Origin of the sequence: Pollutimonas sp. M17 (assembly GCF_025836975.1) — a bacterium.
In the GTDB taxonomy this organism is placed as follows: domain Bacteria; phylum Pseudomonadota; class Gammaproteobacteria; order Burkholderiales; family Burkholderiaceae_B.
The window spans coordinates 2,883,687-2,903,858 of record NZ_CP107548.1; the positions used below are offsets into that span (position 1 = coordinate 2,883,687).

The 20,172-nt window shown below is 64.0% G+C and carries 18 protein-coding genes; 10 read left to right on the forward strand and 8 right to left on the reverse strand.

Annotated elements, in window-relative coordinates; translation table 11 throughout:
- Positions 1–12: 12 nt before the first annotated feature.
- A complete protein-coding gene (locus OEG81_RS13600) occupies positions 13–903 on the reverse strand; it encodes a LysR substrate-binding domain-containing protein (protein WP_264129809.1) in 891 nt (296 codons plus the stop codon).
- Between the two features lie 149 nt (positions 904–1,052).
- Here OEG81_RS13600 and OEG81_RS13605 point away from each other — a divergent pair, with 149 nt between their 5' ends.
- Entirely contained in the window at positions 1,053–2,750 is a 1,698-nt protein-coding gene (locus OEG81_RS13605) for a thiamine pyrophosphate-binding protein (protein WP_264129810.1), read from the forward strand.
- Positions 2,751–2,829: 79 nt separating this feature from the next.
- Positions 2,830–4,023: an acyl-CoA dehydrogenase gene (locus OEG81_RS13610; protein ID WP_264129811.1), complete on the forward strand. Its 1,194-nt coding sequence runs from the start codon at positions 2,830–2,832 to the stop codon at positions 4,021–4,023.
- Positions 4,024–4,133: 110 nt separating this feature from the next.
- On the opposite strand, the gene OEG81_RS13615 is transcribed toward OEG81_RS13610, so the two are convergent.
- From OEG81_RS13615 to OEG81_RS13635, 5 genes are all read right to left on the reverse strand, one after another.
- Positions 4,134–4,583: a MaoC family dehydratase gene (locus OEG81_RS13615; protein WP_264129812.1), complete on the reverse strand. Its 450-nt coding sequence runs from the start codon at positions 4,581–4,583 to the stop codon at positions 4,134–4,136.
- 82 nt (positions 4,584–4,665) lie between these two features.
- Positions 4,666–5,937 (reverse strand): benzoyl-CoA 2,3-epoxidase subunit BoxA, encoded by a 1,272-nt coding sequence (gene boxA / locus OEG81_RS13620; protein WP_264129813.1) that lies wholly within the window; start codon positions 5,935–5,937, stop codon positions 4,666–4,668.
- A 1-nt stretch (position 5,938) separates the two neighbouring features.
- Positions 5,939–7,366: a benzoyl-CoA 2,3-epoxidase subunit BoxB gene (gene boxB / locus OEG81_RS13625; protein ID WP_264129815.1), complete on the reverse strand. Its 1,428-nt coding sequence runs from the start codon at positions 7,364–7,366 to the stop codon at positions 5,939–5,941.
- 51 nt (positions 7,367–7,417) lie between these two features.
- Positions 7,418–9,076, reverse strand: a complete 1,659-nt coding sequence (gene boxC / locus OEG81_RS13630) for a 2,3-epoxybenzoyl-CoA dihydrolase (RefSeq protein ID WP_264129817.1) — start codon at positions 9,074–9,076, stop codon at positions 7,418–7,420.
- 175 nt (positions 9,077–9,251) lie between these two features.
- Positions 9,252–10,148 carry a helix-turn-helix transcriptional regulator gene (locus OEG81_RS13635; RefSeq protein WP_264132601.1) on the reverse strand — a complete coding sequence of 299 codons (897 nt, stop codon included), beginning with the start codon at positions 10,146–10,148 and terminating at the stop codon, positions 9,252–9,254.
- A gap of 170 nt (positions 10,149–10,318) precedes the next feature.
- Between OEG81_RS13635 and OEG81_RS13640 the strand changes: the two genes are divergently transcribed.
- The 8 genes from OEG81_RS13640 to OEG81_RS13675 all read left to right on the forward strand — a co-directional run bounded on the left by OEG81_RS13640 (position 10,319) and on the right by OEG81_RS13675 (position 17,825).
- Positions 10,319–10,804: a DUF4863 family protein gene (locus OEG81_RS13640; protein ID WP_264129818.1), complete on the forward strand. Its 486-nt coding sequence runs from the start codon at positions 10,319–10,321 to the stop codon at positions 10,802–10,804.
- Positions 10,805–10,867: 63 nt separating this feature from the next.
- A complete protein-coding gene (locus tag OEG81_RS13645; RefSeq protein WP_264129820.1) occupies positions 10,868–12,415 on the forward strand; it encodes a benzoate-CoA ligase family protein in 1,548 nt (515 codons plus the stop codon).
- Positions 12,416–12,424: 9 nt separating this feature from the next.
- Positions 12,425–13,249: an alpha/beta fold hydrolase gene (locus OEG81_RS13650; RefSeq protein ID WP_412034069.1), complete on the forward strand. Its 825-nt coding sequence runs from the start codon at positions 12,425–12,427 to the stop codon at positions 13,247–13,249.
- A 65-nt stretch (positions 13,250–13,314) separates the two neighbouring features.
- Positions 13,315–14,472, forward strand: a complete 1,158-nt coding sequence (locus OEG81_RS13655) for an ABC transporter substrate-binding protein (protein WP_264129821.1) — start codon at positions 13,315–13,317, stop codon at positions 14,470–14,472.
- Positions 14,473–14,485: 13 nt separating this feature from the next.
- Positions 14,486–15,367 (forward strand): branched-chain amino acid ABC transporter permease, encoded by an 882-nt coding sequence (locus OEG81_RS13660; RefSeq protein ID WP_264129823.1) that lies wholly within the window; start codon positions 14,486–14,488, stop codon positions 15,365–15,367.
- A gap of 3 nt (positions 15,368–15,370) precedes the next feature.
- Positions 15,371–16,372, forward strand: a complete 1,002-nt coding sequence (locus OEG81_RS13665) for a branched-chain amino acid ABC transporter permease (protein ID WP_264129825.1) — start codon at positions 15,371–15,373, stop codon at positions 16,370–16,372.
- Complete coding sequence (locus tag OEG81_RS13670; protein WP_264129826.1) at positions 16,369–17,118, forward strand: ABC transporter ATP-binding protein; 750 nt, start codon at positions 16,369–16,371, stop codon at positions 17,116–17,118. Before OEG81_RS13665 ends, OEG81_RS13670 begins: the two co-directional genes overlap by 4 nt.
- Entirely contained in the window at positions 17,115–17,825 is a 711-nt protein-coding gene (locus OEG81_RS13675) for an ABC transporter ATP-binding protein (RefSeq protein WP_264129828.1), read from the forward strand. Before OEG81_RS13670 ends, OEG81_RS13675 begins: the two co-directional genes overlap by 4 nt.
- A gap of 83 nt (positions 17,826–17,908) precedes the next feature.
- Here OEG81_RS13675 and OEG81_RS13680 read toward each other — a convergent pair whose 3' ends face one another.
- Together OEG81_RS13680 and OEG81_RS13685 are read right to left on the reverse strand one after the other, a co-directional pair.
- The gene (locus tag OEG81_RS13680; protein WP_264129830.1) at positions 17,909–18,946 is read right to left on the reverse strand and encodes an L-threonylcarbamoyladenylate synthase; all 1,038 of its coding nucleotides are present in this window, start codon (positions 18,944–18,946) and stop codon (positions 17,909–17,911) included.
- Positions 18,943–20,127 carry a 5-(carboxyamino)imidazole ribonucleotide synthase gene (locus tag OEG81_RS13685; RefSeq protein ID WP_264129831.1) on the reverse strand — a complete coding sequence of 395 codons (1,185 nt, stop codon included), beginning with the start codon at positions 20,125–20,127 and terminating at the stop codon, positions 18,943–18,945. The genes OEG81_RS13680 and OEG81_RS13685 overlap by 4 nt, the downstream gene beginning before the upstream one ends.
- Positions 20,128–20,172: the final 45 nt, after the last annotated feature.

Here is a 20,172-nt window from a genome sequence, read left to right on the forward strand (position 1 = left end):
TGTTCTCCTCCATCATGGTTGTGTGATGCCGGCCAGCCATGACTCGAAGGCGATCAAGGCCTCACTGCGTTCACTGGACACCGGATAACTGAAGAAGTAGGCGTCGCTGACGGCCAATACGCCGGGAGACGGTGCAACAAGGCTGCCACGGGCCAGTTCGTCCTGCGCCAGGAAGCGCGGAACCAGGGCGACGCCCAATCCGGCCCGGACGGCCGCCAGCGTCATGGTGAACAGTTCATAGCGCGGACCGGCGCTCATCGACGGCAGGTATTCCTTGCCTTGCGCCTGATACCACTGGCGCCAGGCATCGGGCCGCGACAGCATGTGCAAGTGTGTCAGGCCATCCAGGGCGCGCAGCGGATCCGCAGCGTCCGCCACCAGCTCCGGAATGCAGACCGGCAGCAGCTCCTCCTCGTCGAACAACTTTATGCCCGCCGTCTGCGGCCAGATCTGCGCTGCGTGGTAGATGGCCGCGTCGAAGGGATGATCGTTGAACTGGAAGGGCAGGGTCCGCACGGACAGGCTGACCGCGATATCGCCATGCAGGCGCTGGAAATCGGGCAGGCGCGGCACCAGCCAGGTGGTGGCCAGGGTGGGCAGCACGGCGATGTGCAGGCTGCGGCCCATGCCCGAGCGCGACACCAGCCCGAAGGTGTCCTTCTCGAGTTGCTCCAGGTGATGGCGCACGCGCGCCGCGTATTCCGCGCCGGCCTCGGTGACGGCAACGCGCCGGCGCACCCGGGTCAGCAGCTGCACCCCCAGCCGCTCCTCCAGGCCGGTGACCTGGCGATAGACCGCGCTGTGAGTCAGCGACAGCTCTTCGGCCGCCCTGGAAAAAGAACCCAGGCGCGCCGTGGCCTCGAAAGCCTGCAGCGCGCCCAGATTGGGTATGCCATTTCTCATGGACTGATCTTAGTGCAATGCCCGCGCCGGCGGTAGAATCGACGGCGACGGATGTTGATCGGCGTCTTGCATACTATGCATAATAGGCAAGACATTGTGCAATTTTATCAATTGCGTTGTGCAGCCAACGCACATTATTCTCGAACCTTATGAAAGCAAGCTCACACCCCACCCCGCGCCCCCGCCTGGGCGGCCATATTCTTGTCGATCAACTGGCGGCGCAAGGCGTCAAACACGTTTTTTGCGTTCCCGGGGAAAGCTACCTGGCCGTATTGGACGGATTGCACGACGCTTCAATCCAGGTCACGGTATGCCGTCAGGAAGGCGGCGCGGCAATGATGGCCGATGCCCACGGCAAGCTTACGGGCGAACCCGGCATCTGCATGGTCACACGCGGACCCGGGGCCTCCAATGCCCTGGCCGGTGTGCACATTGCCATGCAGGACTCCACGCCCCTCATTCTTTTCGTCGGCCAGATCGAGCGCGGCATGCGCGAACGCGAGGCCTTCCAGGAAATGGACTATCGCGCCGTGTTCGGCACGCAAGCCAAATGGGTCACCGAAATCGACCAGGTCGAGCGCATACCGGAAATCATTTCGCGCGCCTTCCATGTAGCCACATCGGGACGCCCCGGTCCGGTGATCATCGCCTTGCCCGAGGACATGCTGGTGGAGTATGCCGAAGTGGCCGATGCTCCCCATTACGAAGTGCCCGAAACAGCGCCCACCCCGCAGCAGATGGAAGCCCTGGCCGCGCAATTGGCGCAGGCTCGCAAGCCCATCGCCATCCTGGGCGGCACGCGTTGGGACCAAGAAGCCGTGGATCAGTTCGCAGCCTTCGCCGAGCGCCATCGCTTGCCGGTAGCGGTGCAATTCCGCCGACAAATGCTGTTTTCCACCAGCCATCCCTGTTTTGTGGGCGACGTGGGCCTGGGCGGCAACCCGGCGCTGATGCAATACATCAAGGATGCCGACCTCATTCTGCTGGTGGGCGGCCGCATGTCGGAAATCGCCAGCCAAAGCTACACCTTGCTGGACATACCCGTACCGGCGCAAACCCTGGTGCATGTCTACCCCGATCCGCTGGAACTGAACCGCGTCTACCGCGCGGACGTGGCCATCAATGTATCGCCGATATCCTTTGCCCAGTCCGTTGCCGCCCTTCAGCCCGCCGGCCAGCCGGCATGGTCGGGCGAGCTGGATGGCATGCGGGCCAGCTACCTGGCCTGGACCGATCCGCAGAAAATCAAGCACCCCGGCGCCTTGCAGATGGGCCAGGTCATGAGCTACCTGCGCACAGCCCTGCCCGACGACGCCATCATGTGCAATGGCGCGGGCAACTATGCCACCTGGCTGCACCGCTTCCATCCCTTCCAGCGCTACGGCACCCAGTTGGCGCCCACTTCGGGTTCCATGGGTTACGGGCTGCCCGCCGCCGTCGGTGCCAAGCGCATCGATCCGTCGAAAACCGTGGTGTGCTTTGCCGGCGACGGCTGTTTCATGATGCATGGCCAGGAGTTCGCCACCGCAGTGCAGTACAAGCTGCCCATCATCGTGCTGCTGATCGATAACGGCATGTACGGCACCATACGCATGCACCAGGAGCGCCACTACCCCGCGCGCCCGTCCGCCACAGCGTTGCAGAATCCCGATTTCGCCGCCTACGCACAGGCCTTCGGCGGCCATGGCGAACGCGTCGAAACGACCGAGCAGTTCGCTCCCGCCTTCGAACGAGCCCTGGCCAGCGGCAAACCAGCCATACTGCACTGCCTGATCGATCCCGAAACCATTTCGCCATCGACCACCTTGCAGAAGATTCGCGAACAGGCCCTGGCGGCCCAGTCGTAAACGAAACGCATAGCCTGGCCGGAACCGCCGGCCAGGCTGTCTTCCATCTTTGTATCCATTTCTGAACCGGAGCATTCCTATGTCGGCAGCCCCCTCCTTCCACTGGCAAGACCCTCTTTTGCTGGACACCCAGCTTACCGAGGAAGAGCGCATGGTGCGCGACGCCGCCCAGGCCTACGCCCAGGACAAGCTTGCAACCCGAGTCCTTGAGGCCTTCCGCCACGAGAAAACAGACCCCGCCATCTTTTCCGAAATGGGTGAATTGGGCCTGCTGGGCGCCACCATTCCCGAAGAATACGGCGGCGCCGGGCTGAACTATGTCAGCTACGGCCTGATCGCCCGCGAAGTCGAACGCATCGATTCGGGCTACCGCTCCATGATGAGTGTGCAGTCCTCGCTGGTGATGGTGCCCATCAATGAATTCGGCAGTGAAGAACAGAAGCGCAAATACCTGCCCAAGCTGGCCAGCGGCCAATGGATAGGCTGCTTCGGCCTGACCGAACCCAACCATGGCTCTGATCCCGGCAACATGGAAACACGTGCAGTCAAGACCAGCGACGGCTACCGGATCAGCGGCAGCAAGATGTGGATTACCAACTCGCCCATCGCCGACGTATTCGTGGTGTGGGCCAAGGTGGTCGGCGGAGACGACGACGGCAAGATCCGCGGCTTCATCCTGGACAAAGGCATGAAGGGCCTGTCGGCTCCCGCCATCCATGGCAAGGTTGGCCTGCGCGCCTCCATTACCGGCGAAATCGTCATGGACGAGGTCGAGGTCGGCGCCGAGCAGATGATGCCCAAGGTCAGCGGCCTGCGCGGCCCCTTTACCTGCCTGAACTCGGCGCGCTACGGCATTGCCTGGGGCGCCTTGGGCGCAGCCGAGGCCTGCTGGCACACCGCCCGCCAGTACACCCTGGACCGCAAGCAATTCGGCCGTCCGCTGGCCGCCAACCAACTGATCCAGAAGAAGCTGGCCGACATGCAGACCGAGATCACCCTGGCACTGCAAGGCTGCCTGCGCCTGGGCCGCATGAAGGACGAGGGCACGGCGGCGGTGGAAATCACCTCCATCATGAAGCGTAACTCTTGCGGCAAGGCGCTGGACATCGCCCGACTCGCCCGCGACATGCTGGGCGGGAACGGCATCTCCGATGAGTTCGGCGTGGCCCGCCACCTGGTCAACCTGGAAGTCGTGAACACCTACGAAGGCACGCACGATGTCCACGCCCTGATCCTGGGCCGGGCCCAGACCGGACTGCAGGCCTTCTTCTAAGGCCGCGCCGGGCGCAACGCCGCAAGCAACAAGGGCTGCCCGCGGGCAGCCCTTGTTGTATCCATGACGCTTAAACGAATAATGCAGTGTCCGTTTAAGCGAACAGGGCACTAGCTGGCCGTCGGCGCACCCAGATCGAACAGGCTGGTTGCCTCGACCTCGAGCACCTGCTCGTCACGCTGATTGAACACCCGCCACGACCAGCGCATGATGCCCAGGTCGTCGCGCGTGGACGAAGTGCGAACGGAGTCCACCGTGGCTTCAAGCCTTACCGCATCGCCGGGGCGCACCGGAAGCAGCCAGCGCAAACGCTCCAGCCCAGGCGAACCGAAAGACTCGGAGTCGTACAAAGCGGAGTCAACCGCCATGCGCATGGCCAGGCTGCAAGTGAGCCAGCCACTGGCGATCAACCCTCCCCAACGCCCCTTCTTCGCATGTTCTTCGTCGACGTGGAACCACTGCGGATCGTACGACCTTGCGAAATCCAGCATTTGCTGCTCGTCGACGACGATAGGCCCATGCTTGATCACCATTCCAACCTTGAACTCGCTAAATTTCATGGCAAAACCCGACAATTTCTCTGACTGGTAAGCCAAGAAGTTTAACCCTAAAGGCGATATGGGGTTTTCTCAAGTATTGTCCTCAATAGGTCTCGAAATGCAGCCGTCCTTGCGATTTCAATTGGGCGTGGAGTTCCGCCCACGGCCTGCCCGCATCCGACACCACGGCCTCGAGCGCTTGCAGCACTCCGTCTTCCATCCCTTTCAGGCCGCATACATAGATACAGGTGCTCTCGCTTTCGAGCAGCGGCAGCACATCGGCGGCCCGTTCACGGATCAGGTCCTGGACGTAGCGCTTGGGCCGGCCCTGTTCGCGCGACAAGGCCAGGTTGATATCGATGAAGTCCTTGGGCAGATTCATGAGCGGGCCGAAATACGGCAGTTCGCGCTCGGTTCGCGCGCCGAAGAACAGCATGAGCCTGCCCTTGAATGCGTCTTCCTTGAGCAGGCGCCGGCAGCGCTCGGTCATGGCCCGCATGGGCGCCGAGCCCGTGCCGGTGCAGATCATGATGATGTTGGCATCGGCCTGATTGGGCATCAGGAAGGTGTTGCCGAACGGGCCGATGATCTTGACCGTGTCGTTCTTCTTCAGGTCGCACAGGTAGTTGGAGCACACGCCCGCAGCGTCCTTGCCGTCGTAGTCGGTGGTGACCCGCTTCACGGTCAGCGACAGGTTGTTGTAGCGCGGCCGTTCGCCGTCGCGCGGGCTGGCAATGGAGTACTGGCGCGCATGGTGCGGGCGCCCCGCCCCATCCGTGCCGGGCGGAAAGATGGCGATGGACTGGCCTTCCAGCACGGGAAACGATGTCGTGCCGAAGTCCAGGACGATGTGCCGGATGTCGCTTTCGGTATCGTCGCCGGTTACGCGATAGTTGCCGACCACCGTCGCCGTCACGGGATTCTTGTGGGTGTACAGGTTGACGTAGGGATGCGCCGCCGACCAGGGAGGTATGCTGGACCCGGCCGCCGTCGAAGGCATGCCTTCCAATGGCGAGATCTCGTCCAGCGCGTCCGCCTGGACGGCCTCTTCAGCTTGTGGGTCCGCCGGAGTTTCGCCACCCGCCATGCCGTCGGGGATGTCCTGCGCCGCAGGCAGCACATCCCAGCCGAACTGGTCCTGCATCGAGTAAGCCTGGTCGGACAAGACCTTCAGCCAGTTGTCGATCGCGCCCGTGGGACAAGGCGGCACGCAGGCCATGCAATGATTGCAGATGCCGGGGTCGACCACGTAGTTGTTTGCATCGTGCGTGATCGCGTCGATGGGACAGGTCTCTTCGCAGGTGTTGCACCGTATGCAGATCTCGGGATCGATGAGGTGCTGATTCAGCACCCTGGACGGTATGGGCGCATTCATGTCAGTTGAAGCGGATGTACTCGAAGTTGATGGGCTGGCGGTTGACGCCGATGACCGGAGGAGCGATCCAATTGGCGAACTTGCCCGGCTCCACCACGCGCCCCATCAGCGATGCGACGAATGCGCGGTCTTCCGGCGTGGGCAGCCATTCGTGCTCGTGCGCCTTCCATTGTTCTTCGCTCAGCACGGTTCCCTCGGGAGAGACGCGGATGCCGGCCAGGGTGCCGATGCGGCGATTGAAGGCCTTGTGCGGCACTTGCAGGCGGAAGGCGATGCCGTTCTTCTCCAGCACCTTGTTCCAGCGGCCCACGCCGGCCATGGAGTCCTTGATGAAATCGTCGCGCAGCACTTCGTTCAGGGCGTTGAGCATGGGCACTTCGATTTCGCGCAGTTGCCCGTTGACCACCTCGAGCACGCGGTAGGTGTCGTTCTTCAGGACGTGGTCGTCCGTGCGCTTGCCCTCTTCATACCGGCCCTTCAGGCCGGAACTGTAGAAAATGGCCGCATTGGAGGACTGGTCGGCGCCGAACAGGTCTATCGTCACGCTGTAGTGGAAGTTCAGGTAGCGCTGGATGGTGGGCAGATCGATGACGCCGGCGGCGCGCAAGGCGGCCGGATCCTCGGTCTTGAGCTGGTTCATGACCTCGGCGGTGCGCTGCAGAACACGCGACACGCCCGATTCGCCCACGAACATATGATGGGCCTCTTCGGTAAGCATGAACTTGGTGGTGCGGGCCAGAGGATCGAAGCTGGACTCGGCCAGGGCGCACAACTGGAACTTGCCGTCGCGATCGGTGAAATAGGTGAACATGTAGAAGGCCAGCCAGTCGGGCGTTTTTTCGTTGAAGGCGCCCAGGATGCGCGGGCTGTCCTCGTCGCCGGAATTGCGCTGCAGCAGGGCATCGGCCTCTTCGCGGCCGTCGCGGCCGAAGTAGCGGTGCAGCAGGTACACCATGGCCCACAAATGGCGGCCCTCTTCGACGTTGACCTGAAACAGGTTGCGCAAGTCGTATTGCGAAGGCGCGGTCAGGCCCAGGTGGCGCTGCTGCTCGACCGAGGCAGGCTCGGTATCGCCCTGCGTGACGATGATGCGGCGCAGGTTGGCGCGATGCTCGCCTGGCGCGTCCTGCCATACGTCGCGGCCGATGTTCTCGCCGAAGTGGATCTTGCGGCTGCCGTCCTGGGGCGCCAGGAAGATGCCCCAGCGGTAGTCCGGCATTTTCACGTGGTCGAAGTGGGCCCAGCCGTCCGGCTGCACGCTGACGGCCGTGCGCAGGTAGACGTCGAAATTCTGGGCGGCCTCGGGGCCCATTTCCTGCCACCATTGCAGGTAGTTGGGTTGCCAGTGCTCCAGCGCGCGCTGCAAGGCGCGGTCGCCCGACAGATTCACGTTGTTGGGTATTTTTTCCGAATAATTGATGCCTGACATGTCTGCTCTCCTAGGGGATGTTCCGTTCCTTATGCGTCGCGCCAAGAGGCCCTAGACGCGGTTCCAGTCGAAGCTGGCCTGCTCGCCCTTGCCGTACAGCTTGAGCGCGCCCTTTTCGCCGGCGGCGTTGGGACGGTTGAAGATCCAGTTCTGCCACGCCGTCAGGCGCCCGAATATGCGGGTCTCCATGGTTTCAGCGCCGCCGAAACGCAGGTTGGCCTCCAGGCCCGTCAGCGCATCCGGCGAAAGCGCCCTGCGCTCTTCGAGTGCAATCCGGATCTCGTCGTCCCAATCGATGCTGTCGGGCGAGAAGGTGACCAGGCCCAGCGATTCGGCTTGTCGCGCGGAGATCATGTCGCCCATGGCGCCACGGATCGCATCAAGAGGCTCGGATTCTTCATAGAAACGACGGTTCAGCCGGCTTTGGCCGTTGACCATGGGGTAATGGCCCAGATTCATCTCGCTGACCGCGATCTGCGCCGGCCGGGCGGCATCCGGATCGTCCAGCATATAGCTGCGATCGCAAGCCAGCGCCAGTTCAAGCAAGGTACCCGCAAAGCAGGAGCCTTCCTCGATCAGGGCGAACATCGAGCGCGAGCTGACATCCAGCCTGGCCAGCGTGCGGCGCAGCATGCCCAGGGTTTCGCGGACCAGCCAATGGCCCGCATGACGCTGCAGGGTCTGATCGCTGTCCAGGACCAGGGCCGGATCTCCGCTGGTCTTGAATACCCAGCTGCCGATATCCAGTTCGTTGGTGCGCAGATGCAGGATGGCGTCATCCAGCTCGCGGGCCAGTTGCAGGGGCCACCACGCGTCGCCCTGCGCCACGATGCCGTCGATGTCCTTGGGCGCGGCCGCCTCGGGCCCGCGCACCGTCCAGGTGGCCAGCCGCTTCTCGCGGTCTATCTTTACCTGAACGTATTTGTAGTCGATGCCGCTGCTGGAATCGACCCGCTGCAAGGGTGTCAGGCTGATGCCTTTGGCATCGGCCGGGCGGTCGCTTTGCGAGGCGAGTTCGGCGGCCCGTCGCCCGACCTCTTCCTGGAACTGCGCGGGCTTGATGATCTGATCGACCAGGCGCCAGTCCTTGGCGCGCTGGCCGCGCACGCCCTCGACCAGGGTGCAGAAAATGTCGGCGTGGTCATGGCGCACCTTGCGCTTGTCGGTCACACGCGTCAGGCCGCCCGTGCCCGGCAGCACGCCCAGCAGGGGGACCTCCGGCAAGGACACTGCCGAGGAGCGGTCGTCGATCAGCAGGATTTCATCGCAGGCCAGCGCCAGCTCGTACCCGCCGCCCGCGCAGGCGCCATTGAGCGCCGCCACGAATTTCAGGCCGCTGAACCGGCTGGAGTCTTCGATGCCGTTGCGGGTTTCGTTGGTGAATTTGCAGAAGTTCACCTTCCATGCATGCGAGGACAGGCCCAGCATGAAGATGTTGGCGCCCGAACAGAAAATACGGTCCTTCAGGCTGGTGACCACCACCGTGCGGACTTCGGGATGCTCGAAGCGTATGCGCTGCAGGGCGTCGTGCAATTCGATGTCCACGCCCAGATCGTAGGAGTTCAGCTTGAGCTTGTAGCCCGGACGTATGCCGCCGTCTTCCGCCACGTCCATGGCCAGCGTCGCAACGGCGCCATCGAAGGACAGCGTCCAATGCCGGTACTGGGAAGGGTCGGTACGGAAATCGACGTGCGTGCTGGCTTCGGTCATGAGAGGGTCCCTGATTTGAAACTGAAGAATACTGCCTGCCCTGAGGCCTTGCATGCATAATATTGCAGATAAAATTCAGTGTCAATAAAACATGCATGAAAATGCATTTCATGGCGCGCCTGCCGATACATCGGAACACCCCGGGGTGACCGCCTTTTGCGTGTGAGGGCGACGGCTAGGCCGCCAGGCTGGCCGCCTCGCGGACATGTGTGCGCAGTCCGTCGAAGCATTGCTCCAGAGTGACGTTGCTGGTGGAGCAGATCCAGTCGGCCTTGGCGTAAAAGCCCTCGCGGCTGGCCAGGATGCGCTTCAGGTCGGCCATGGCTTCATTGTTGCCGGCCATGGGGCGGAAGTCGCCTTGCGCCATGACGCGCTGCATGTGCTCTTCGGGGCTGGCCTTGACCCAGACCGTATAGCAATGGGACAGCATCAGATTCATGGTGGCCGGTTCCGAAACCAGCCCGCCCGGCGTGGCCAGCACCATTTCCGGGTAAAGCTGCAAGGTTTCCTCAAGGGCGCGGCGCTCGTAGCGGCGATAAGCGGTAGGCCCGTACAGGCTGTGAATTTCCAGGATGCCGCAACCGGCGACGCGCTCGATTTCCGCGCTGAGCTCGACGAAGGGATAGCCGATATCGGCAGCCAGCAGACGGCCCAGCGTGGACTTGCCGGCGCCGCGCAGGCCGACCAGGGCGATCTGACGCATGCGGTTGCGGCGTCCCGACGAAACCGGGTCGTCGAAGAGCCGCATCAGCGCTTCGCGCGCCTGCTGCAATTCCTGTTCGGACCGTTTTTCCAGTAATTCGCGGATGAGCAGCCATTCGGGGCTGGCCGTGGTGACGTCGCCCACCAGCTCCGCCATGGCGCAGTTGAAGGCATGGGCGATCTGCCGCAGCACCAGGACGGATACATTGCCCACGCCCAGTTCCAGGTTGGCCAGGTGGCGTTCGGAGACGCCCGCTGCCCGCGCCAGCTCTTTGCGGGTCATGCCGCGTATGGCACGCATGCGCCGGACGCGTTCGCCCAGGGAGGCCAGATAAGGGTCTGCGCCGTTGGAGGAGTCGAGCAGGGCCACGGCCGCTTTCCGATCCAGCAATTTCTTTTTCACCCAGAAAAACCCTTAGCTATCAATGAACATGCATTATAGTGCTTGACTTGCCAGAACAAAAGCCCTAATTTCCACCCTGTAGCGGCAAAAGTTGACATGCATCAAGATAGATCGACGCGCATTACAAGGACCCGGCCATGAGCGGCACAGAAGCATTCCAGCAATTGATCCAATCGCTTACCCGCGAGATCGGCGCACGCCCGCTCGACGCGGCGCTGCAGGCCGACCTGCGGCGTCTGTTTCCCTATGAAGGCGAGGTATGCCAGCGCATACTCCAGGCCTGCAAGCAGGGCATGGAAGAGGGCTGGATGTGCAAGTATGAACAAGGCGGCATACGCTATGGCCGCGTCATCAAGCCGGGCCCCGAACTGCACGGCTATTCGGTCGACGTCGTTGAAATGAACGACGTCGCCGGCCCCGAGCACCGCCACCCCCTGGGCGAGATCGACCTGATCATGCCGCTGGAAGGCCAGGCCCTGTTTGACGGCGCGCCGGCCGGCTGGCTGGTCTACGGTCCCGGCACGGTCCACCGCCCTACCGTCAGCCAGGGCCGGGCGCTGATCCTGTACCTGTTGCCCGAAGGACAAATCGAATTCACCCGGCAAGCGGGCGGCCAACACTGAACAGCGCGCCCGCCGCGCCACCCGCCATGCGGGCACACCATAAAAAAACTTCCGGAGACCCACATGCAAGCCTGTCCGACCGAGCTGAACTTCGCCGCTCACCTTGTGCAAATCAATGCCGCCAGGGCGGACAAGCCTGCCTACATCGACGACCGGCGCAGCCTGAGCTATGGCGAACTGGCTGCCGGAATCGCCCGCTTTGCCGGCCTGTTGCAGAACCTGGGCATCCGGCGCGAAGAGCGCGTTCTGCTGCTGATGCACGATACCGTCGATTGGCCCGTGGCTTTCCTGGGCGCCCTGCACGCCGGGGTGGTGCCCGTGGCCGTCAACACCCTGCTGACGTCCGACGACTATGCCTATATGCTGCGCCACAGCCGCAGCCAGGCGGTGTTCGTATCGGGAGCGCTGCTGCCCGTCTTGCAGCAGGCCATGTCCGGCGAGCATGACGTCAAGCACGTCGTGGTGTCGGAAGCGGTCGACGAGCTGCCCGCGGGCGCGCATGAGTTCCAGCAATTGATGGCGCAAGCCGAAGAGCGGCCCGCCTGTCGCACGGCGGCCGATGAAGTCGCCTTCTGGCTTTATTCCTCGGGTTCGACCGGACAGCCCAAGGGCGTGATTCATACGCATGCCAACCTGTGGTACACGGCCGAGCTCTATGGGAAGCCCGTGCTGGGCGTCAAGGAAGGCGACACGGTGTTTTCCGCTGCCAAGCTGTTCTTTGCCTACGGCCTGGGAAATGGGCTGACTTTCCCGCTGTCGGTGGGCGCCACCACGGTCCTGATGGCCGAACGCCCCACGCCCGATGCGGTGTTCAAGCGCCTGACGCAGCATCGCCCCACCGTATTCTGCGGCGTCCCCACCTTGTACGCCAGCATGCTGGCTTCGCCCGGGCTGCCCGCCCGCGACAGCGTGGCCCTGCGCATCTGCGCTTCGGCCGGCGAAGCGCTGCCCAAGGACCTGGGCAACCGCTTCCTCCAGCATTTCGGCTGCGACATCCTGGACGGCATCGGCTCCACCGAGATGCTGCATATTTTCCTGTCCAACCAGCCCGGGCGCATACGCTACGGCACCACCGGCCAGCCGGTGCCCGGCTACGAGGTCGACCTGCGCGACGAGCATGGCCAGAGCGTTCCCGTGGACACCATCGGCGACCTGTACATCAGGGGCCCCAGCGCCGCCCTGATGTACTGGCACAACCGGTCGAAATCGCAGGAGACCTTCCAGGGCCACTGGCTGAAAAGCGGCGACAAGTACACCCGCGACGCCGATGGCTACTACACCTACGCCGGGCGCAGCGACGACATGATCAAGGTCAGCGGCCAGTATGTGTCGCCCATCGAAGTCGAAAACACGCTGGCCCAGCACGACGCCGTGCTGGAGGCCGCGGTCATCGGCGTGGCCGACGGCGATGGCCTGATGAAAACCACCGCCTATGTCGTGCTGCGCAACGGCGGGGCGGGCGATTCCGCCATCGAACACGAATTGCAGGCTTACGTAAAACAGCACCTGGCGCCTTTCAAGTATCCTCGCAGTATTCATTTCATCGACGACCTGCCCAAGACCGCCACCGGAAAGATCCAGCGCTTCCGCCTGCGTCAACTGAACAAATAGACCCGACCCATGAATCAAGCCATCGCCGACCCCGCCATCCAGCTTGTCCCGGTACACGCCATGGGCCGCGACATGACGATCGAATGCCAGTGGATCGCGCCGGACAAGACCGAAGGCGACCTGCTGGTGTTCCTGCACGAGGGGCTGGGATCGGCATCGATGTGGAAAGACTGGCCCGCCCGGCTCTGTGCGGCCGCCGGCTGCCGCGGCCTGGTCTTTTCGCGCTATGGATACGGCAACAGCACTCCGCGCCCCCATGATGAAAAGTGGCCCGTCGACTTCATGCACATTCAGGCGCGGGACGCCCTGCCGGCGCTCTTCCAGGCGCTGGGCATCGACGGCGAGCGCCCCATTCTGTTCGGCCACAGCGACGGCGGCTCCATCGCCCTGCTGTATGCCGCCATGTATCCGGAACGGGTCAAGGCCATTGCCGTGGCGGCGCCCCACATCTTCGTGGAAGACATCACCATTTCAAATATCGAACAGGCGCGCGTCGCCTACCTGACCACCAGCCTGCCGGAAAAGCTGGGGCGCTACCACCAGGATCCCGACTCCGCCTTCTGGGGCTGGAACGACATCTGGCTGAATCCCGGCTTCCGCGCCTGGAACATCGAGTCCTTCCTGGACAGGATCGCCTGTCCCGTGCTGGCGATACAAGGCGAAGGCGACGAATACGGAACCCTGGACCAGATATACGGCATACGGCGCCTGGCCCCGCAAACCGAATTGTGCGTCATTGCGGACTGCGGCCATTCGCCACACCGCGACCAGCCCGACACGGTGATCGGCGCCGTAAGCGCCTTCATGGGCAAACTCAATTCGCGCCATCCCTGATTTACCGCCACACCGCGCATTGCGCATAATGCAGTCATTTTTATAAAAACCGAAGGAGCAGACAAATGAAACATGTATTCACAGGCGCCGCCATGGCGACCGCGCTCGCCCTGGCCAGCGGCAGTGCCCTGGCCAGCGTCAAAGTGGGCTTCATGCTGCCCTACAGCGGCACCTACGCCGCCCTGGGCCAGGCCATTGAAAACGGCTTCAAGCTTTATGTGAAGGAGCAAGGCGGCAAGCTGGCCGGCCAGGAGCTGGAATACTTTCAGGTCGACGACGAATCCAATCCGTCCAAGGGGCCGGACAACGCCAACCGCCTGATCAAGCGCGACCAGGTCGACGTATTGGTCGGCACCGTGCACTCGGGCGTGGCCATGGCGCTGGCCAAGGCCGCCAAGGATTCCGACACCACGCTGATCATTCCCAATGCCGGCGCCGACGCCATCACCGGGCCGCTGTGCAGCAAGAACATTTTCCGCACCTCGTTCTCCAACTGGCAGCCCTCGTATGCCATGGGCCCCGTTGCCGCCGAGAAAGGCTACAAGACAGCCGTCACCATTACCTGGAACTACGCGGCAGGCAAGGAAGCCATCGCCGGCTTCAAGGAATCGTTTGAAAAGCACGGCGGCAAGGTCGTGAAGGAACTGACCCTGCCCTTCCCCAACGTCGAATTCCAGCCCCTGCTGACGGAAGTCGCCTCGATCAAGCCCGACGCGGTCTTCACCTTCTTCGCGGGCGGCGGCGCAGTGAAGTTCGTACAGGACTATGCGGCCTCGGGCCTGGGCAAGACCGTGCCGCTGCTGAGCAGCGGCTTCATGACGGACGGCACCCTGAAGGCGCAGGGCGAATCGGCCCAGGGCCTGTTCACCACGCTGCACTATGCCGATGGGCTGAACACGCCGCGCGACAATGCCTTCCGCGAAAACTACTCCAAGAACTACCCCGACATGCAGCCCGACGTCTATGCCGTGCAAGGCTATGACGCCGCCCAGCTGCTGGCCGCGGGCCTCGAGGCGGTCAAGGGCGATGTCTCCAAGAAGGAAGCGATGCGCAGCGCCATGAGCAGCGCCACCATCGACAGCCCGCGCGGCAAGTTCACCCTGTCCAAGGCCAACAACCCCATCCAGGACATCTACCTGCGCCAGGTCAAGGGCGAGCAGAACCTCAGCCAGGGCGTTGCCATCAAGGCGCTGGCCGATCCGGCCCGCGGCTGCCGCCTGTAAACGGAGAGGCTTCGTGGACCCGGTCATATTCCTGATCCAATGCCTGAATGCGGTGCAGTACGGCCTGCTGCTGTTCCTGGTGGCAAGCGGACTGACGCTGATATTCGGCATCATGGGCATCATCAACCTTGCCCATGGCAGCTTCTATATGATCGGGGCCTACATGGCCTTCGCGCTGCAGCCCGTGGTCGCCCAGTATGCGGGCGGAGGCTTTCTGGTCACCGTCCTGCTCTGCCTGCTGCTGGCCATCCTTCTCGGCTATTTTCTTGAATGGGCCTTCTTCAGCTTTCTGTACCGCCGCGATCACCTGCAGCAAGTGCTCATGACCTACGGGCTGATCCTGGTGTTCGAGGAATTGCGCAGCCTGGCCGTTGGAAACGACGTGCACGGCGTCTCGCCGCCGGCCTGGCTGGCGGGCTCGATCGCGTTGGGCGACGTCATGACCTATCCGGTCTACCGGCTGTTCATCTCCATTGTCTGTCTGGTGGTCGCCGGCCTGCTGTACTGGGTGCTGGGCCGCACGCGGCTGGGCATGATGATACGCGCGGGCGCCAGCAACCGGGAGATGATCAGTTCCCTGGGCATAGACATCAACCGCCTGTACCGCATCGTGTTCGCCATCGGGGTCGCTCTGGCGGCACTGGCCGGCGCCATCGCCGCGCCGGTCTCGTCGGTCTACCCGGGCATGGGCAACAGCGTGCTCATCATCTGCTTCGTCGTAGTGGTCATCGGCGGCATCGGCTCCATCAAGGGCGCCTTCCTGGCCGCCATGCTGGTGGGCTTCGTCGATACCTTCGGGCAGGTCTTCTTCCCCAGCATCGCCGGCGTGCTGGTGTACGTTCTGATGGCGGGCATTCTTCTTTTCAGGCCCGAAGGGCTGTTCAAACAAGGCTGATTCATGCAAGCTACCTTGCGCTCTTTTTGCATGGCCGGGCTGCTGTGCCTGTTCGCCCTGTTTCCGCTGGTCGCCAATGATTATTACATCAGCCTGGCGATCAAGATCATGATTTACTCCATCTTTGCGCTCAGCCTGCAATTGCTGGTGGGCGGCGCGGGCCTGGTCAGCCTGGGCCATGCCGCATTCTTCGGCATCGCGGCCTACGCCACCACGCTGCTTTCCCCCGAATCGGGGCCGGGCAACCTGCTGTGGCTGTTGCCGGCCGCCATGATCTGCGCGCTGGCGTATGCGCTGTTGACGGGCGCCCTGGCGCTTCGCACCCGCGGCGTCTACTTCATCATGGTGACGCTGGCCTTCTCGCAAATGGCCTATTACGTCTTCCACGATACCGACGTGGGCGGCGGCAGCGACGGGATCTACCTGTACTTCAGGCCCGAACTGCGGCTGGGCGATAGCGTGCTGCTGAATGTCGACAGCCCGTACAGCTTCTTCCTCTTCACCCTGGCCTGCCTGGTTCTGGTCTGGGCCTTCCTGGCCATGCTGATGCGCTCGCGCTTCGGCGCGGCGCTGACCGGCATCCGCGTGAATGAACAGCGCATGCGCAGCGCCGGATACTCCACCTTCAATTACAAGCTGGTGGCCTATGCCCTGGCCGGCGCGCTGGCCGGCGTCAGCGGCCTGCTGTACGCCGCCAAAGACGGCTTCGTCAACCCCGAACTGCTTGCCTGGGAACAATCGGGCCTGGTGCTGCTCATGGTGATCCTGGGCGGCAGCGGCCGCCTATGGGGCGCCATCCTGGGCGCGGTCGGCCTGACGCTGCTGCAAGAAGCCTTCCAATCCCAGGCCCTGTTCGGCGACTGGTCGGCCCACTGGCATCTGACCTTCGGCCTGTCCATCATCGCGCTGGTGGCCCTCATGCCCAACGGCCTGATCGGCATGCAGGCGCAATGGCGCGGCCGTCCGCGACGGGCCTCCGCCCCTTCTCCCAGGACGAAATCATGACAGACGTGCTCCTGTCGGCCAGAAACATAAGCCGCCGCTTTCGCGGACTGACCGCCCTCGACCAGGTCTCGCTGTCCCTGGCGCGCGGCACCGTGCATGCCGTCATCGGCACGAATGGCGCCGGAAAATCCACCCTGGTCAGCGTGCTGGCCGGCGAGCTGGCGCCCAACGAAGGCAGCATCTTCCTGCATCGCCAGGAAGTCACGTCCTGGCCGCAGCCGCGCCGCGCCCGCGCGGGCCTGGGACGCAGCTATCAGCGCACCACCATTTTCCCGTCGCTCACGGTGCATGAGAACTGCCGCCTTGCCGCGCAAGCCAGGCATCAGGCCTTCTGGAACTGGGCCTCCCCGGCCAGCGGCTGCCGGCTCAGCAATGAAGCGGCCGATCAGGCCATTTCGCTGGCGGGCCTGGAGCATGACGCGCGCCAGGTGGCCGGATTGCTGTCGCATGGCCGCAAGCGCCAGCTCGAGATCGCCATGAGCCTGGCCACCGCGCCCAGCGTGCTGCTGCTGGACGAGCCGCTGGCCGGCATGGGCCCGGAGGAAACCGAAAGAATGCTGGACCTGCTGGCATCGCTGAAAGCCGGGCATGCCGTCCTGCTGGTCGAGCACGACATGGATGCGGTCTTCAGGGTGGCCGACGAGATCACCGTCATGGTCAATGGAAAAGTCATCGCCCATGGGGCGCCGCAGGCCATACGCGACAATCCCGATGTGCAGGCGGCCTACCTGGGAGACGGCGAATGAGCCCCCTGATCATGGCCGATGCGGTGCATGCGCATTATGGCGAAAGCCATGTCCTGCAGGGCGTCAGCCTGCGTATCGGAGCCGGTGAATCGATCGGCCTGCTCGGGCGCAACGGCATGGGAAAAAGCACCCTGATACGGACCATCATGGGACACGTTCCGGCGACCGGCGGCACCATTACCGTACGCGGCAGGGACTGCACGCGTTCGGCGCCCCACCAGGTGTCGCGCCTGGGCGTGGCCTATGTGCCGGAAGGCCGGGGAATATTCCCCAACCTGAATGTGCGCGAGAACCTGCAGGTGGCCGCCCGCCGCGGTTACGACGGCCGGAACGACTGGACCTACGAACGGGTGCTGGATACCTTTCCCCGCCTGTCCGAGCGCCTGGATCATGGCGGGCAGCAGTTATCGGGGGGCGAGCAGCAGATGCTGGCCATCGGCCGCGCCCTCATGACCAATCCCGATGTGCTGATCCTGGACGAAGCCACCGAGGGGCTGGCGCCGCTGATCATTGCCGAGATCTGGCGCATCATCGCGGCCGTGCGCGGAACCGGCATGTCGACCCTGATCGTGGACCGGAACTACCGCAAGGTGCTGGCCCACACGGACCGCTGCGTGGTGCTGGAAAAAGGCTGCCTGGTCGAGGCGCAGGACAGCGCCGCCCTGGCCGAGCGTCCCGAAACACTTATGCGCTATCTGGGTGTTTAAGGCCCCGTCCATGTTGCCTGCATCGCCAGCCCGTTGCCGGCCGGCGCAGCGTCCGTTTCAGCGCTGACAGGCCCCAGTCCGCGTTACGACGGCTCGAAGGCCGCGGCCGCGCGGCCTATGCGGTCATTCACCGCCTGCCAGGCAATGCCGCGTGGCGGCCGTTCCATCAGGATGCGGGCATAGCCCTGCTGGTCCAGGCGGCGCAGCAGGGAATAGAGTTCGCGGGCATACGCAGCGGGATCGTCCGGGCACTCCAGCCAGTCCACCTGCTCCATAGCGGGTCCCGCATGGCCCGGAAACACCACGGCCGCCGTGCGTCCCGAGACGGGTTCGGCCGCGGCTTCCAGCAGGCGGTCCAGCGCTTGCAGCAGCAAGGGCGTGCGAGGCGCGTAGTGCGCCTTGAGCGAGCCCGAGACCTGCGGCGCCGCCGCATCCGGCCGGGCCGGCTCCACGCCCAGCACCTCGGCGATCTGCGCGGCCGATATATGGCCGGGACGCAGCAGCACCGGACCGATACCCTGACCGGTGCGCGACACATCGACGATGGTGGATTCGATGCCCACCTGCGCGGGCCCGCCTTCCAGCACCATCAGATCGGCCGGCCCCAGATCGGGAAATTCCGAATGCACATGGGCGGCATGGGTGGGCGATACCTGACCGAACTTGTTGGCCGACGGCGCCGCGACGCCGCCTTGTCCGTTGGCCTTCAAACGCGCGAATTCCCTTAGCAGCGCCTGCGCCACCGGATGCGACGGACAGCGCAGCCCCACGCTGTCCTGCCCGCCGCTGACGGCGGCGGGGATATGGGCGGCCCGTGGAAGAATGAGCGTCAGCGGTCCGGGCCAGAATGCCTGGATCAGGGCGCGCCCCTGAGCGGGTATCGACGCCGCCCAGTAGCCGATATCGGCTTCGGGCGCCACGTGGACGATGACCGGGTGATTCGAAGGCCGGCCCTTGGCCCGATAGATGCGGGCGATGGCCTCGGGGTTCTCGGCGTCGGCGCCCAGGCCATAGACAGTCTCGGTGGGAAAGGCCACCAGACCTCCGGCCGCGAGGCGCTGCGCGGCCTCGGCCAGGAGCAGGGTCGTATCGGACGGCACCGGCATGGCTGGCGTGCTCATGCCTGGAATTCTATGCCCAGTATGTGCGCCACCTGCGCCGCGGCCTCGCGGGCCTGCTCCAGCGTCTGGCCCAGCACATTCACATGCCCCATCTTGCGCCCCCGCCGCGCTTCCGCCTTGCCGTACAGATGCAGTTTGGCGCCGGGCACCGCAAGCACCCGGGCCCAATCCGGTTCGCGCTTTTCGCCGCTGGTCGGGTCGAACCAGACATCGCCCAGGATGTTCAGCATGACGACCGGGGACAGGCAGCGGGTATCGCCCAAAGGCAAGCCCGCCATGGCCCGGACCTGCTGCTCGAACTGACTGGTGACGCAGGCGTTCATGGTGTAGTGCCCGCTGTTGTGGGGGCGCGGCGCGATTTCGTTGGCCACCAGGCTGCCGTCGTTCAGCACGAAGAATTCCACGCACATGACGCCCACGTAGTCCAGCGCCTGGGCGATGCGCTGCGCCGCCTCGGCCGCCATGGCCGCAAGTTCCGGAGCCAGCAGCGAGGCATCGACCGTCGAGATCGCCAGAATGCCCTCGCGGTGCTCGTTCTGCGCCGAGGGGTACAGCACAGTCCGTCCGTCGGCCCCGCGCGCCATGACCACCGACAATTCGCCGGCCAAAGGCAGCATGGCTTCCAGCACGCATTCGGCTTGCTTGAACTGCGCGAATGCCGCCTGTGCTTCCTCGCGGCTCTTGACGCGCGCCTGTCCCTTGCCGTCGTAACCCAGGCGGGCGACTTTGAGTATGCCCGGGAACAGCTCATCCGGCGCCGCGGCGATGTCCTCCGCCCCGTGTATGGGCGCATAAGGAGCAACGGGCACGCCCGCGCCCTCGATGAAGGCCTTTTCCCGTATGCGGTCCTGGACCACGGCCACCGCATCGCCCGAAGGGCGTACGGCCGAGCGCAGGGCGAGGGTGCGCAGGCTTTGTGCAGGCACGTTCTCGAACTCGGTGGTGACGGCCTTGCAGCGGGCGGACAGTTGCTCCAGTCCCGCGCTGTCTTCATAGCCGGCCCGGATGTGCAGCTCGGCCACCGCGCCGGCGGGGCTGTGCTCGTCCGGGTCCAGCACCGCCACTTTGTAGCCCAGGCTTTGCGCCGCATGGCAGAACATGCGCCCCAGCTGCCCTCCTCCTATCATGCCCAGCCAGTCTCCCGGCAGGATGGCGGCAAAGGAATCGGAAGCGTCGTTCATGGGTGGGAACCTGTCGTCAAAAGGCGAAAAGAGGATAGCGGAAAT